Origin of the sequence: Pseudomonas argentinensis (assembly GCF_001839655.2) — a bacterium.
Lineage (GTDB): Bacteria > Pseudomonadota > Gammaproteobacteria > Pseudomonadales > Pseudomonadaceae > Aquipseudomonas > Aquipseudomonas argentinensis_B.
This window is the reverse complement of the sequence record NZ_CP056087.1, coordinates 1,718,049-1,731,606: the sequence shown is the minus strand read 5'-3', so window position 1 is coordinate 1,731,606 and position 13,558 is coordinate 1,718,049. Positions and strand designations below refer to the sequence as shown.

The 13,558-nt window shown below is 66.2% G+C and carries 13 protein-coding genes; 4 read left to right on the top strand and 9 right to left on the bottom strand.

Annotation, left to right across the window (positions count from 1 at the left end; all coding sequences use genetic code 11):
- Positions 1 to 146 precede the first annotated feature (146 nt).
- On the top strand, positions 147 to 1,133 hold the full coding sequence (locus SA190iCDA_RS07570) for a LacI family DNA-binding transcriptional regulator (RefSeq protein WP_070884172.1): 987 nt from the start codon (positions 147 to 149) through the stop codon (positions 1,131 to 1,133).
- Here the strand turns inward: SA190iCDA_RS07570 and SA190iCDA_RS07565 are convergent.
- The 7 genes from SA190iCDA_RS07565 to SA190iCDA_RS07535 all read right to left on the bottom strand — a co-directional run bounded on the left by SA190iCDA_RS07565 (position 1,130) and on the right by SA190iCDA_RS07535 (position 7,771).
- Positions 1,130 to 2,242: a metallophosphoesterase gene (locus SA190iCDA_RS07565; RefSeq protein WP_070884173.1), complete on the bottom strand. Its 1,113-nt coding sequence runs from the start codon at positions 2,240 to 2,242 to the stop codon at positions 1,130 to 1,132. The two genes, SA190iCDA_RS07570 and SA190iCDA_RS07565, sit on opposite strands and share 4 nt — an antisense overlap.
- A gap of 288 nt (positions 2,243 to 2,530) precedes the next feature.
- Positions 2,531 to 3,085 carry a nucleotidyltransferase family protein gene (locus tag SA190iCDA_RS07560; protein ID WP_070884174.1) on the bottom strand — a complete coding sequence of 185 codons (555 nt, stop codon included), beginning with the start codon at positions 3,083 to 3,085 and terminating at the stop codon, positions 2,531 to 2,533.
- A 2-nt stretch (positions 3,086 to 3,087) separates the two neighbouring features.
- Complete coding sequence (locus tag SA190iCDA_RS07555) at positions 3,088 to 4,056, bottom strand: XdhC family protein (RefSeq protein ID WP_070884175.1); 969 nt, start codon at positions 4,054 to 4,056, stop codon at positions 3,088 to 3,090.
- 152 nt (positions 4,057 to 4,208) lie between these two features.
- Positions 4,209 to 4,532 carry a hypothetical protein gene (locus tag SA190iCDA_RS07550; protein WP_070884176.1) on the bottom strand — a complete coding sequence of 108 codons (324 nt, stop codon included), beginning with the start codon at positions 4,530 to 4,532 and terminating at the stop codon, positions 4,209 to 4,211.
- A gap of 102 nt (positions 4,533 to 4,634) precedes the next feature.
- Positions 4,635 to 5,024, bottom strand: a complete 390-nt coding sequence (locus SA190iCDA_RS07545) for a response regulator (protein WP_070884177.1) — start codon at positions 5,022 to 5,024, stop codon at positions 4,635 to 4,637.
- A 144-nt stretch (positions 5,025 to 5,168) separates the two neighbouring features.
- On the bottom strand, positions 5,169 to 7,076 hold the full coding sequence (locus SA190iCDA_RS07540) for a methyl-accepting chemotaxis protein (protein ID WP_419203903.1): 1,908 nt from the start codon (positions 7,074 to 7,076) through the stop codon (positions 5,169 to 5,171).
- Positions 7,077 to 7,366: 290 nt separating this feature from the next.
- Positions 7,367 to 7,771, bottom strand: coding sequence for a GFA family protein (locus SA190iCDA_RS07535; RefSeq protein ID WP_070884179.1), 405 nt, complete (start codon positions 7,769 to 7,771; stop codon positions 7,367 to 7,369).
- A gap of 45 nt (positions 7,772 to 7,816) precedes the next feature.
- Here SA190iCDA_RS07535 and SA190iCDA_RS07530 point away from each other — a divergent pair, with 45 nt between their 5' ends.
- From SA190iCDA_RS07530 to SA190iCDA_RS07520, 3 genes are all read left to right on the top strand, one after another.
- Entirely contained in the window at positions 7,817 to 8,776 is a 960-nt protein-coding gene (locus SA190iCDA_RS07530) for an AEC family transporter (protein ID WP_170833912.1), read from the top strand.
- A 307-nt stretch (positions 8,777 to 9,083) separates the two neighbouring features.
- A complete protein-coding gene (locus SA190iCDA_RS07525; protein WP_070884181.1) occupies positions 9,084 to 10,388 on the top strand; it encodes a CitMHS family transporter in 1,305 nt (434 codons plus the stop codon).
- A gap of 102 nt (positions 10,389 to 10,490) precedes the next feature.
- Positions 10,491 to 11,264: a TerC family protein gene (locus tag SA190iCDA_RS07520; protein ID WP_070884182.1), complete on the top strand. Its 774-nt coding sequence runs from the start codon at positions 10,491 to 10,493 to the stop codon at positions 11,262 to 11,264.
- A gap of 60 nt (positions 11,265 to 11,324) precedes the next feature.
- On the opposite strand, the gene prfH is transcribed toward SA190iCDA_RS07520, so the two are convergent.
- Together prfH and SA190iCDA_RS07510 are read right to left on the bottom strand one after the other, a co-directional pair.
- Positions 11,325 to 11,951 (bottom strand): peptide chain release factor H, encoded by a 627-nt coding sequence (gene prfH, locus SA190iCDA_RS07515; RefSeq protein WP_070884664.1) that lies wholly within the window; start codon positions 11,949 to 11,951, stop codon positions 11,325 to 11,327.
- The gene (locus SA190iCDA_RS07510) at positions 11,951 to 13,087 is read right to left on the bottom strand and encodes an RNA ligase RtcB family protein (protein ID WP_070884183.1); all 1,137 of its coding nucleotides are present in this window, start codon (positions 13,085 to 13,087) and stop codon (positions 11,951 to 11,953) included. Before SA190iCDA_RS07510 ends, prfH begins: the two co-directional genes overlap by 1 nt.
- Positions 13,088 to 13,558 lie beyond the last annotated feature (471 nt).

Below are 13,558 nucleotides of genomic sequence, written 5' to 3'. Positions count from 1 at the left end.
TTCAGTTATTCTTGTTGAATGTAACCGGTTACATAGGAAGATATATAGACATCGCGACAGCGCAGGTCAAGCGCGCCATGACCGCCGGCTTGGGGTAACCTAGCCGCCGAAAACAGGCGCAGAGCCGGCCAGCACGCAGAGGGTGCATGACGAACATTCGCAAGGTTGCCGCACTGGCTGGCGTATCGGTCGCCACGGTTTCGCGCACGCTCAAGCGCCCGCAACAGGTGTCGCCCGATACCCGCCAGAAGGTGCTCGAAGCCGTCGACCAGGCGGGCTACACGCCCAACCTGATGGCCATCCAGTTTCGCTCCCAGCGCACCCATAACCTGGTGGTGCTGGTGCCCGATATCGCCAATACCTTCTTCGCCCGGGTGATTCGCGGCATCCAGGAAGCGGCCACTGCGGTCGACTACCGGGTGCTGCTGTGCAACACCCTGGGCAACCCCGAGACCGAGCGGCAGTTCGCCGGGCTGGTGGATGCCCGCCAGGCCGATGGCGTCATCCAGCTGCGCGCCTTCGACCCGTTCGCCCGCCAGGATCACCCGCCCCTGGTGAATATCTGCGAAATCGTCGACGACGCGCCGTGGCCGACCGTCAGCCTCGACAACCGCGGCGCCGCGCGGGCCATGACCGAGCACCTGCTGGCCCTCGGGCATCGGCGGATCGGGCTGATCAAGGGCCCGGCGGCCAGCCCGCTGACCCGCGAGCGCTTCGCCGGCTACCGGCAGGCCCTCGAGGCGGCGGGCATCGCAGTCGACCCCGCCCTGCTGCAATACGGCAATTACGGCTGCCCGTCAGGCCACGCCGCGGCGGCGCGCTTGCTGCAAACCGAACCACGGCCGACGGCGATCTTCTGCGAGAACGACGAGATGGCCATGGGTGCCATCCAGTGCATCCGCCAGGCCGGATTGCGGATTCCCGAGGACGTTGCGGTGGCCGGCTTCGACGACATCTCCTTCGCCGCCTTCTGCAATCCGCCGCTGACCACCATTGCCCAGCCGGCGGAAGCCTTCGGGCAGCACGCGGTGGCCATGCTGCTGGCGCAGCTGGACGGCCGGGGGATCAGCGAGCGGCATCAGGTGCTGCCGTTCCAGCTGGTGGTGCGCGCCAGTACCGCCGCCTCGGCCTAGCCCTTGGCCGAGCGCAGGGTGATGCGGGTAATCTCCGAGGGCTTGCCCAGGCGTAGGGGGAACCCGTTCCACAGGCCGGTGCCGTTGCTCACGTACAGGCGCATATCGCCCACCGCGTACTCGCCGGACACGTAGCCCTCGTTGAAGGACTGGGTGACCCAGTGCATGCCCAGCACCTGGCCACCATGGGTATGCCCGGACAGCTGCAGGTCGACGCCGGCCAGGGCGTTGCCCGCGGCGGCCAGGGGCCGGTGGCTGAGCAGGATCACCGCGGCGTCTTCCGGCACCCCGGCCAGGGCCGCCTCGATATCCGGCAGCGGCTGGCCGAAGCGTGCAGCAGCGGGATCGGTGATGCCGGCCAGGACCAGACTGGCGCCGGCATCCTCGATGGTCACATGCCCGTTGAGCAGCATCGGCAGGCCCAGCTGGGCAAAGTGATCCAGCCACTGCTGGTACTCGGCGTAGTACTCGTGGTTGCCGGCAATGGCGTAGACGCCCAGGCGAGCACGCAGATCGCGCAGGGGCTCCACGTCGGCAGTGCGCGCGGCCACCGTGCCGTCCACCAGGTCCCCGGTGATCACCAGCAGGTCCGGCTGCAGGGCGTTGCTCCTGGCCACCACCGCTTCCAGCCATGGGCGCTGCAGCAGTCGGCTGGCGTGCAGGTCGGTGAGCTGCACCAGTTGCAGGCCGTCCAGCTCGGCAGGCAGCTGCGCCAGGGTGATGTCCACCTCGCGTACATCCGGCACCCGCACCGCCTGCCAGACGCCCAGGGCCGACAGCAGGATTGCCACCACCCCGACGGTGGCACGCAACCGCGGAGCGCCAAGGGCTGCCCGCAAGCGCGGCAACAGCGCGGCGATATCCAGCACCAGCAGCAACATGGCGCTGATGATCAACGCGCCGAAGGCGCAGCCCAGCACCATCAGCAACGCGCCCGGAATCTCCGGCGAGGCCATGCTGCCGAAGAACTGGCGGGTCACCAGATGATGCTCGGCGACCGCCAGGATCAACACCCCGAGCAGCGCCTTGATCGCCTGCGGCCAGGGCTGCAGCCAGACCATTCGCCAGAACACATACAGGGCCAGGACGGCCGTGATCAGATGAAACACCGTTATCTCGCCCCTTTAGGATGGATCGCAAGCCGCCCAGTGTGACACCTCGACCATCCACGGGTGCACTTCACATGCATGACATTTTCGCCGGGCAAAAAAAACCGCCCCAACTAGAGGCGGTAACCAAAGGATGATGAACCGGAGAGACCACCGGCTTCTTGCGAACGCCCATGGTGTTGTGTTCATCGAGTTACAGGGTATCGGTAAAGCCCGCGAGCACCGCATCATTTGCGTCGATAGTGATAATCGAGGGCTGCCTTTTTTCGCTGCGGCCCGCTGAGCACGCTACGTCGCGGCAGCCAGCAGGGCGTGGACCCGCTGCAGATCGGCGAGCGTATCGATGTCGGTGAGGATGCCCGGATCATCCAGCGGTACCAGCAGGGCGCGGCCCTCGCAGCGGTAATGCTCCACCACCGCAGCGCCTCCGGCTTCGCCGCTCAGGCTGGCCAGCGCCGCGTAACACTCACCGGCGAACCCCACCGGATGGCCCCTGCGGCCCTCGAAGGTCGGCACTACCACTGGCTGCTGCGCCAACGCCTGGGCCACGCGGCACAGGCTTGGCGCGCTGATCAACGGCAGATCGCCCGGCAGGATCAGCCAGCCCGAAGCCGTTGCCGTGGCCCGCACCCCTGCGGCGATCGAGTCGGCCATGCCGTCGCCAGCGGCGCGGTGCACCACATGGTGAGCCAGGCCGCTACGCTCGACCGCCGCCAGCACGTGGTCGAGCACCGGCTTGCCGTGCAGGTCGGCCTGCAGCTTGCTGCCGTCACCGCCGGAAGCACGAAAGCGCGCACCACGTCCTGCAGCAAGGACGATGACCACGGGACCGTTCTTCGTCATGGCTATAGCGCGCCGCGGTCGATGCCGTTGGCGACGCGCAGCACGTCGGCCAGGGTCGCCAGGGCGATTTCCGCCGGGGATTTGCTGCCCAGTTGCAGGCCGATGGGCGCGTGGATGCGCGCCATGTCCTCGGGCTTCAGACCACCGAGGCGCGCCAGCCGCTCCAGGCGTTTGTCGCTGGTGCGCTGGGAGCCCATGGCGCCGATATAGAAGGCCTCGGTACGCACCGCCTCGATCAGGGTCGGGTCGTCCAGGCGCGGGTCATGGGTCAGGGCCAGGATCGCCGTGGCCCCATGGGCGCCCTGCTCGGCGATGAACCGCGCCGGCAGTATCTCGATGGCCTGTACGCCCGCCATCTTCACCTCGGCGATGACCTCGGCACGCGGGTCGCAGACGATCACCTCATAACCCAGGGCCACGGCGAAGCCGGCGCAGAATTCGGCCACCGGCGACCAGCCGGCCAGCACCACGCGCAGCACGGCGCCGACGCGAATCGCCACCTGCTCGGCGCTACGCTGGATCTTCGCGTCGCTCATGCTGGCCGGTCGGCAGCGGCTGGCGCCCTCACCCAGCGGCACCTCGCGCACCAGCAACTCGCCACCGCCGAGCGCCTGTTCGGCCTGGCCAAGCATCCGCAGCGCAGCCTCGCCGGGCTGCAGGTACTCGACCAGCACGTCCAGCACGCCGCCGCAGGGCAGCGCACGGGTGGGCGTCAGGCCGCCCTCGCCATAGCGCACGATCTGGTTGCAGGGGGCGAATGCGGCGTTCTGCACACGCTCGAGAAAATCCTCCTCGACGCAGCCACCGGACAGCGAGCCGCAGGAGGCGCCGGACGGCAACGCCACCAGCATCGCCCCCGGCGCCCGCGGTGCCGAGCCGAAGGTGGACAACACCGTGCACAGCCACACGCCATGGCCCTGCTGCAGCCAGTTGCGAGCCTGCTGGACCACCTGCAGGTCAAGTTGCTTCATCGATACCACCTCAACCGTCGCGCTCCGCCGTCGCGTCGGAATCGACGCGCTGACAGGCATGCAAGTTGGTAGCCAGACGGGCGCTTCGGTTCAGTGTTTTTGGGTAGCTGGGGGCGCAGCTGCCGAGCAGCAGGGCCCTGCCGCATCGGGGCTTATACGAAGTTCTGGCGCGCCGCGCCACGGGGCAGGCGGTTACGACCCGGCAGCTGCTCGAGTTTCTGCTGCCAGGCGGCCTTGACGCTCAGGGCCGACTGCTCGGCAGGCTTGGCTGGTGTCGAGGCCTTGGCGGCACGGGCGGCGGCGCGCAGTTCGGCCAGGGTCGGGGTGCGGTTGGTCGCGACCGGCGCAGCCGCCTTGTCCAGCGACCGCAGGCACAGCTTGCAGGAAACCTGCGCCTGATCCTCGGTGGTGCTCAGGCTTGCGCCGCTGCGCCCACAGGCGATGGTGTTCGAGGAGGGCGAGAAGTGAATGGCCAAGGTGACATCTCCAGCAGTCAAACGGGGCGGCGATTTTACATATCCGCTGCGTTTTCTGCGCCCTCGGCTGTCGTGCTGCACGCCAGGGGTGCGACGACTGGGTCAGCTGCGGGGGATACCGGGCCGTTGCGCCTTGCCTGGGGTCATCGTCGCGCACATGGCGAGCAACTGGCTGACGCTCCAGGGCTTGGGGATCACGGCCACGTTGAGGCCGTCGAAATCGCTGGTGCCTTCCAGGAAGCCCGAGGAGATGATGATCGGCAGGTCCGGGAAACGGTCACGTATCAGGTGGGCGAGAAAGATCCCGTCGATGTCGCCGGGCATGCTGAAATCGGTGAGCACCATGTCCACCTGGCCGTCGCTGCTGGAGAGGTAATCCCAGGCGTCGTCAGCACAGGGGAAGGCTTTGACCTCATGGCCTTCATCTTCGAAGATTTCCACAAGCAGCTCTCTGATCGAGCGTTCGTCTTCGGCTATGACTATCAATGGCATTGCAGGGATCCAGCAGTAAGGGTCAGGCTCTGACCGGCGCCGCCGGGCAAGATTTCATTAATTTTTCATGGCGTCGACTGGCGGCATTCGCCAGGCTGGGTCGTGGCCCGCCAGATCGGCGGGCAACGGGTCGCCAGGGCCCGATCAGGCCAGGCGGAAGCGGCTCACCAGTTTCTGCTGGTGATCGGCCAGGCGCGCCAGCTCCTGGCTGGTCACGGCGGTCTGCTCGGCACCGGAGCTGACCTGGATGGCCACGTCGTTGATCTCCACCACGTTGCGGTTGATGTCCTCGGCCACCGCGCTCTGCTCTTCGGCGGCGGCGGCGATCTGCATGTTGCGGTCGCTGATGCTGGACACCCCCGAGGCGATCTCGGCCAGCAGGTCGCCGGCGCGCTCGATGTTGCTGGCGCCGGCACGGGCCTTGCCGAGGGTTTCCTGCATGGACTGGGTGGCCAGGTCGGAGCCGCGCTGCAGGTTGGCGATCATCTCCTGGATGTTGCCGGTGGACTCCTGGGTCTTCTGCGCCAGGGTACGCACCTCGGAGGCCACCACCGCGAAGCCGCGGCCGTGATCACCGGCGCGCGCCGCTTCGATGGCCGCGTTGAGGGCCAGCAGGTTGGTCTGGTCGGCGATGCCGCGAATCACGTCGAGCACCGAGGAGATCGAGTCGCTCTCCTGCTTGAGGTCGCCGATGATGCGCGCGGTATCGTCGGCCTGGGTCGACAGTTCACGGATCACCTCGACGGTGCGCTCGATTTCCTGGCGGCCCTGGGTGGTGTTGACGTTGACCTGGCGCGACATTTCCGCGGCATCGTTGGTGCTCTGCGCCACCTCGCGCACCGTGGCGCTCATCTCGTTGATGGCGGTGACCACCAGCTCGGTGCCCTGGCGCTGGCGCTCCAGGCTGTTGCTGGTCTGCAGGGTCACGGCCGAGCACTCCTCGGCGGCGGTAGCGACCTGGGCGGTGGCCGAGCCGATTTGCTGGACGATCTGCGTCAGTTCCTCGGCCATGATGTTGAGGTTGCGGGTGATCTCGCCGAACTCGTCCTTGCCGACGTAGGCCGAACGGGCGGTCAGGTCGCGCTGGGACAGCGACAGCAGGGCACGGTTGGCCTCGCCCACGGCCAGCTTGATGTTGTGGATGATCAGGTAGGACAGCACGGCCACCACGACCATGGCGACCAGCACGCCGATGGCCGTCATCCACAGCATGGTCGAGGCCTTGGCCCGCGCCTGGGCGGCCAGGTCGCCGACGCTCTGCCCCAGCTCGCTTTCCACTTCGCCCATCAGGTCGATGCGGTTGGTGGAAGTCTGGAACCAGTCGGTGGCCTTGACGCCCAGCGGCTGGCCGAGCGGGGTTTCGAAGGCCAGTTTCTGCAGGCGTGCCACTTCGAGGCCACTGGGCTGCTGCATTTTCTCATCGAGCTTGCCCACGAATTCGGCCGAGGCATTGCGGCGAAAGCCCTCCGAATAGGCGGTGAACTCGCCCAGGTTGCGGCTGAAGGTGGAGAGCAGCTCGGCGTCGAAACGATCCTGGTTGAATACCACGCCGAGCATGGCGCGCTCGCGGCCGGCACGCTCCTTCATTTCGATGAACTGGTTGAGCGACGACAGGGCGCGCGACAACGTCGGGTCGGTGACCGAACGCTCGACGGCATGGGTATAGCCGATCAGCTTGCGGATGATATCGGTGAAGCGGGCACCGGATTCGCGGTTGTTGATCGCCAGCTTGTCGATCTGCCCACGCATGGCATCCAGCCCGCCCAGGGTGGCCAGCGCTTCATCCAGCCCGGCATCGGCGCTGCCGGCCAGGGTGCGCGCATCGGCCAGGGCGGTGTCGGTCTGGCCGCGCATGTGCAGCAGCACGTCCTGCATGGTCTTGCCCTGGCTGCCCAGGAACACGCCACTGGCGCCACGCTCGCGCTGCAACACGGTAATCAGCTGGCTGACCTTCTGCGCGACGACGCTGGCCTCCTGGGTGTGGTCCATCTCCTGAAGCGTCTGGTAGCTGTCGTTGACCTCCAGGGCGGCGAGCCAGAGAAAGCCCAGCAGCGGGCAGGCGAGGATCAGCAGGAGCTTGAGGCTCAACGGGATGTTTCTGAGCACGGTGTGTCACCTATTCAAGATACTTCGGCAGTTCGATAGCGAAGCGAAAGAGTTGCCTGTTGTCACGCCGTCTGCGCGGCACGTTGAACAGGGGGACGCATGTGGCATGCGGCACGGTAGGCAATAGACGAGTACAAAGGGGTAATCGGCGCGCGACATTCATTCTTTAATCAGGGCCGGCGCGCCAGCTAATGCCGGCCGACCGCTTACCGTCGCGGCTTACTTGACCTGCCGCGCTAGTCGATGTGCTCCTGCTGTTCCTGCGGCAGCCGGGGGTCGACCGCCAGCCAGGGCAGGCGGCTCTGGGTCCAGATATGCCGGTCGGCGGCGGCGTGTTCGGGGTGATCCAGGGTGGCGACGGTCACGTCCAGGCTGTGCGGGCTCAAGCTGGTGAACAGCGCCAGGTGAGCGCCGCAGGTCGGGCAGAAATAGCGCTCGCAGCTCGGCGAGGAGGCGAAGCGCGCCGGCTCGCCATGCAGCCAGGTAAAGGCGGCCAGCGGCACGGTGATCCAGGTCACCAGGATGCCGCCGGTGCTGCGCCGGCAGATCGAACAGTGACAGTGGGCGATATCGCGCAACGGTGCCCGGAACTGGTAACGCAAGGCCCCGCACTGGCAGCCGCCCTGATGCAGATCGCTCATTTTCACTCTCCTTGAAACGCCGTGATGTCCCGGCTTGCCTGATCGATCGGTACTGGCGAAGATGCACCCTCACCACCACCGGGGGCTCCCGTGACCGACCTGCTCTTGGCCCTCTGGCCACTCTTCGCGCTGATCGTCGGCGGCTACGTGCTCAGCCGTCGCGGCTTCCCCAACGAAGCCTTCTGGCCGGGCGCCGAACGCCTCAACTACTTCATCCTGTTCCCCGCGCTGCTGTTCAACAGCCTGGCCACCGCGCCGCTGGACAACCCGCAGCTGCCGCGCATGGCCCTGGCCGTGCTGCTCGGCCTGGGCATCGCCTGGCTGGCCCTGCTGATCGTACGCCGCCTGCGCGGCTGGCCGGCGGCACGCTTCGGCGCCTTCAGCCAGGGCATCCTGCGCTTCAACACCTACCTGGGCCTGGCCGCCGTGGGCAGCCTGTTCGGCCAGCCGGGCCTGACCCTGGCCGCCTTGATGCTGGCGCTGATGGTGCCGGCCGTCAACGTGCTGTCGGTCTGGTCGCTGACCGCCGAGCGCGGGGTCAGCGCACGCGGCCTGCTGCTGCCGATCCTCCGCAACCCGCTGATCCTGGCCTGCCTGGCCGGTGCGCTGGTCAACCTGAGCGGCCTGGGCTTGCCCGGCGGCAGCGGCCGGCTGCTCAGCCTGCTCGCCGCCGCCAGCCTGCCGCTGGGCCTGCTGTGCGTGGGCGCCGCGCTGAAGCCCGAACAGCTGGGCGGCGAGGTGCCGGCCCTGGCCTGGAACAGCCTGCTGCGCCTGCTGCTGATGCCGCTGCTGGCCCTGGCGGTGGCCTACGGCCTGCAACTGCCGACCATGGAAAGCACCGTGCTGGTGCTGTTCTTCGCCCTGCCTACCGCGCCGACCGCCTACGTGCTGACCCGCCAGCTGGGCGGCGATGCCAACCTGATGGCCGGCATCATCACCTTTCAGCACCTGCTGGCCGCCGCTTCGCTGGTGGCGGTGCTGTCGCTCCTCGAACATCTGCTCTAGCCCGCCCGCGACGCGGGCCTCGGGGCACGCGTGGGCGGCGCGAATAACCATTGGCCGCCCCTCGCCGACCGCGAATCGGCGAAAGCTGGCTGAAAGCTTCGTGGTCTAGCATCGCCCCGCTGACCGACACAGATCGGTCGATGAGCTGCCGCCAGTGAGGCCCGCAGCTACCGTCAACAAGAACAAAACAGGTGATTAACCATGTTCCGCCTCAGTTCCTCACGCCTGCCTGATCCACTCCGCTCGCCTCAACGCTAGCCACTCGCGCCTTACCCGCCCCTAGCCGAATCACGTCCGGAGAATCTCCATGCTTACCTTCCTTGGCTTCGCCATGGTCTCGACCTTCATGTACCTGATCATGAGCAAGCGCCTGTCGGCGCTGATCGCCCTGATCATCATCCCGATCATCTTCGCCCTGATCGGCGGCTTCGCCGCGCAGATCGGCCCGATGATGCTCGAAGGCATCAGCAAGCTCGCGCCCACCGGCGTGATGCTGATGTTCGCCATCCTCTACTTCGCCATCATGATCGACTCGGGCCTGTTCGACCCACCCGTGCGCCTGATCCTCAGGATGGTCAAGGGCGACCCGCTGAAGGTCGCCGTCGGTACCGTGGCCCTGGCGCTGATCGTGTCCCTCGATGGCGACGGCTCGACCACCTACATGATCTGCGTCGGCGCCATGCTGCCGCTGTACAGCCGCCTGAAGATGAGCCCGACCATCATGGCCGGCCTGATCATCATGGCCGGCGGCATCATGAACATGACCCCCTGGGGCGGCCCCACCGCTCGTGCGGCCAGCGCCCTGCACGTGGACCCGTCGGACGTCTTCGTGCCGATGATTCCGGGCATGATCGTCGGCGCCATCGTGCTGTTCGGCGTGGCGTACCTCTATGGCCTGCGTGAGCGCAAGCGCCTGGGCGTGCTGCAACTGCCGGAAGGCAAGATCACCCAGGACGAGATCAGCGTGTCCCAGTTCCCCGAGGCCCGTCGCCCGAAGCTGATCCTGATCAACGCCCTGCTGACCATCGTGCTGATGACCACCCTGATCGCCGGCCTGCTGCCGATGCCGGTACTGTTCATGATCGCCTTCAGCATCGCCATGATCATCAACTACCCCTGCCTGCAGCAGCAGAAGGATCGCATCGCCGCCCATGCCGGTAACGTGCTGGCGGTGGTCGGCCTGATCTTCGCGGCCGGTATCTTCACCGGCATCCTCAGCGGCACCGGCATGGTCGACGCCATGTCCAAGAGCCTGCTGGCAGTGATCCCGGACGCCCTCGGCCCGCACCTGGCGGTGATCACCGCATTGGTGAGCCTGCCGTTCACCTTCTTCATGTCCAACGATGCGTTCTACTACGGCATCCTGCCGGTGCTGAACCAGGCCGCTTCCGGCTACGGCATCAGCGCCGTGGAAATGGCCCGTGCCTCGATCGTCGGCCAGCCGGTGCACCTGCTCAGCCCACTGGTGCCCTCGACCTACCTGCTGATCGGCCTGGCCAAGATCGAATTCGGCGACCTGCAGCGCTTCACCCTCAAGTGGGCGGTGCTGGTGTGCATGGCGATCCTGGCTGCCGCCCTGGTGCTGGGCGTGTTTCCGCTGTTCGGTAGCTGACCTGCAAACATTTTGACGAAATTTTCACATCACTGGCGCTAGACTTCGGCATCCCGGCCGATGCCTCGCGCCAGTGTTCTATTCACCCACAAGGAACCTCTAATGGAATGGCTCACCAACCCGGAGATCTGGGTTGCTTTCCTGACTTTGACTGCCCTGGAAATCGTTCTGGGCATCGACAACATCATCATGATCGCCATTCTGGTGTCGCGCATGCCGCCGCACCTGCAGGCGCGCACCCGCTTCTTCGGCCTGGCCCTGGCCATGGTCACGCGCATCCTGCTGCTGCTCTCCATCACCTGGATCATGCGCCTGACCACCGACCTGTTCCACCTGTTCGGCCAGGGCATTTCCGGCCGTGACCTGATCCTGTTCTTCGGTGGCCTGTTCCTGCTGTGGAAGAGCAGCACCGAGATCTACCACGGCATGGAAGGCGAGGAAGAAAGCCCCGAGCAGCCCTCGGGCGCCGGCAAGCAGTTCCTCGGCACCATCATCCAGATCGCCATCATCGACATCGTATTCTCGCTGGATTCGGTGATCACCGCAGTGGGCATGGTCTCCCACGTACCGGTCATGGTCGCGGCCATCATCGTTGCGGTCATCGTCATGATGATCTGCGCCGGCACCATCAGCGACTTCATCGAGAAGCACCCTAGCCTGAAGATCCTGGCCCTGTCGTTCCTCATCGTGGTCGGTACCGTACTGATCGCCGAGAGCTTCGAAGTCCACGTGCCGAAGGGCTACGTCTACTTCGCCATGGCCTTCTCCCTGGCCGTGGAAGCGCTGAACATCCGCATGCGCACCGCCCGCCGCCGCGCCGAAGGCAAGGCCGACCCGGAGCCGGTCAAACTGCGCAAGGACGTTCCGGGGCAGTGATCGGATCGACTTGATGCGTGAAAACAAACGGGGCCCTGAGGGCCCCGTTTTTTTATGCGCCTACGTTCGATCGGCAATGGGCTCGAAGCGCTCACCACGAAACACCCGCCGCGGGTTACCCCGCTCCACCTGCAAGTGCGCATCGCGACGTTGCGCCCGCGCCGCATCGGCCTGCGCCTGGGCATGCACGGCGAGGCGCTGGGCGATCAGCAGCAGCGCCATGCGCTTGTTGGCGTGCTGGCTGCGCTCGCTCTGCACCTTGACGCTGATGCCGCTGGCCACATGGGTGGCACGCACCGCCGAATCGGTGGTGTTGACGTGCTGGCCACCCGGCCCGGACGAGCGCAGGGTTTCGAAGCGGATTTCACCGGCCAGCTCCGGTGCCGGCGCGGCGAACCGCGCACCACCGAAGAACCAGTTCTTGCGGGCATGGCCCGGCCGGTACGGGCTGGGGCAGGTCCATTGCAGCGAGCCCGTCCAGTCACCCGCCAGCCGCTCGGCCTGCTCGCCATCCAGCGCCAGCAATACCGAACGCAAGGTGCCGCGCCGCGGCCCCGGTTCCTCTTCGAGTACCCGCACCGTCACGCCAAGGCCGTCCGCTTCGGCCTGCAGCCTGAGCAGCCCTTTGGCCACTGCCAGCGCACATTCCTCCGGCCCCTGGGCCGCGGAGAGTTGCAGAAGAATCATCAGCAGCACCCTCCGCGCGTCTTGTAGGTCAGCACCGGTTTCAGCCGCGCCAGTACACGCACCAGACCAGCCTCGCGCAAGGCGCCTACCACCGAATCAATGGCCTTGTAGGCCTCCGGCGCCTCCTCGTAGATCAGCGCGCGGTCGGCGCAGATCACCCGGCTGCCGAGCGCGGTGCGGCTCAGTTGCTCGACGCTGTAGCGTGCGGCGAGGCGATCCTTGCACTCGCTGCGCATCCATTTGCGCCCGGCGCCATGGGCCAGGGACAGCAGGCTGCGCTCATCGGCGATCGGCTGCACCAGGTAGCTGTAATCGCCACGCGAACCGGGAATCACTACTACGCCCTGGTCCGACGGCGTGGCGCCCTTGCGGTGCAGCCAGCCATCGAGGCCGTCGACACGTGCTGGCGAAACCAGATTGTGGTTGATATCGAGCAGCACTCCGCCATCGGCACGCAAGCGTTCGAGCATGCGCCGGGCGATCAGCTGGCGGTTGGCTTCGGCGAACTGCAGGGCCCCATCGTGCCGGCTCAGGTAATGGCTGCTGGCCTCGCTGCCCGCCTCTAATCCTTGGTGACCGAACAGGTCGACCTGCTCGCGCAGGATCGCCTCGCCCAGGCCGCGCGAGCCGCTGTGCACCAGCAACAGCAGGTGTTTGCGCTCGATGCCCAGTACCGCCAGGGCTTCGTCGTCGTAGCTTTCGTTGAGCTGCTGCAGCTCGGCGAAATGGTTACCGCCGCCGATGGTGCCAAGGGAACGCTCGTGGCCCGTGGTCGGCAGTTCGAAGCCGGCGACTGCCTCCTGCCAGCTCTCGTCGAGCGGCAGGTCGAGGTTGCCGAGGCGCTTCTCCAGCTTGTCCAGATGCAGCCTGGCGCTTGGTATATCCGTGCGCCATAGCGCCATGCCGCAGCCGATATCGTTACCGACCAGCGCCGGGTAGAAGCGCCCCACGGAAAAGAATGCCGCGCCGACCGGGTAGCCACGCCCCGGGTGCAGATCCGGCATGCCGGCCACCCGATGCATGCCCGGTAAGCGAGCGGTGGTTTCGAGTTGCTGGATCGCTTTTCCTTCGATCCAGGTGTCGTCCGCGGCGACCAATACGGCGCCGTCGGACAAATTGCGAATGCAAGTGCCCATAGTCCAATCCTGATGGGTTGAAACACAAAGATGTTCGGATTGGCAGGCCAGAGGCCGGGCGTTGCGGCGCCGCTAACGAGAAGCGGCGAATGCGATCAAGCCAGGCGCGACCTGCAAAGGGTGATCAGCTGCTGCATGATGTGCCTCCTTTGCTGTCGGTTGAGAGAAGGCGCGAATGCTAGGCGCATTGGCGGCGGCTTGCAACACGGTGAGGTGATTACGTGGCGTACCGCACAGCCTGCCGGCCAGGCGGCGGTCCATTCCTGGCTTGGCAACCTGCGCTTATCCAACTACAGCTTGTAAGAACCTGTTCGCGATCTGTATGTAGCGGCATCTACAAGGCAATAGCAGCCATTCGCCAATCCACTGTGGGAGCGCGCCATGCGCGCGAAAAATCGCGGGCATGGCCCGCTCCCACAGATAATTACCAATCCATCTTGTAGGAACAAACGGCCGCTCCCGCCCCTCAAG

What these genes read in the sequence shown, in the direction of transcription:
- SA190iCDA_RS07525 (WP_070884181.1), top strand. Translation starts at nt 9,084, where the DNA reads ATGCTTACCTTCCTTGGCTTCGCCATGGTCTCGACCTTCATGTACCTG.
- SA190iCDA_RS07545 (WP_070884177.1), bottom strand. Translation starts at nt 5,024, where the DNA reads ATGCCATTGATAGTCATAGCCGAAGACGAACGCTCGATCAGAGAGCTG.
- prfH (WP_070884664.1), bottom strand. Translation starts at nt 11,951, where the DNA reads ATGATTCTTCTGCAACTCTCCGCGGCCCAGGGGCCGGAGGAATGTGCG.
- SA190iCDA_RS07555 (WP_070884175.1), bottom strand. Translation starts at nt 4,056, where the DNA reads ATGAAGCAACTTGACCTGCAGGTGGTCCAGCAGGCTCGCAACTGGCTG.
- SA190iCDA_RS07570 (WP_070884172.1), top strand. Translation starts at nt 147, where the DNA reads ATGACGAACATTCGCAAGGTTGCCGCACTGGCTGGCGTATCGGTCGCC.
- SA190iCDA_RS07535 (WP_070884179.1), bottom strand. Translation starts at nt 7,771, where the DNA reads ATGAGCGATCTGCATCAGGGCGGCTGCCAGTGCGGGGCCTTGCGTTAC.
- SA190iCDA_RS07520 (WP_070884182.1), top strand. Translation starts at nt 10,491, where the DNA reads ATGGAATGGCTCACCAACCCGGAGATCTGGGTTGCTTTCCTGACTTTG.
- SA190iCDA_RS07510 (WP_070884183.1), bottom strand. Translation starts at nt 13,087, where the DNA reads ATGGGCACTTGCATTCGCAATTTGTCCGACGGCGCCGTATTGGTCGCC.
- SA190iCDA_RS07560 (WP_070884174.1), bottom strand. Translation starts at nt 3,085, where the DNA reads ATGACGAAGAACGGTCCCGTGGTCATCGTCCTTGCTGCAGGACGTGGT.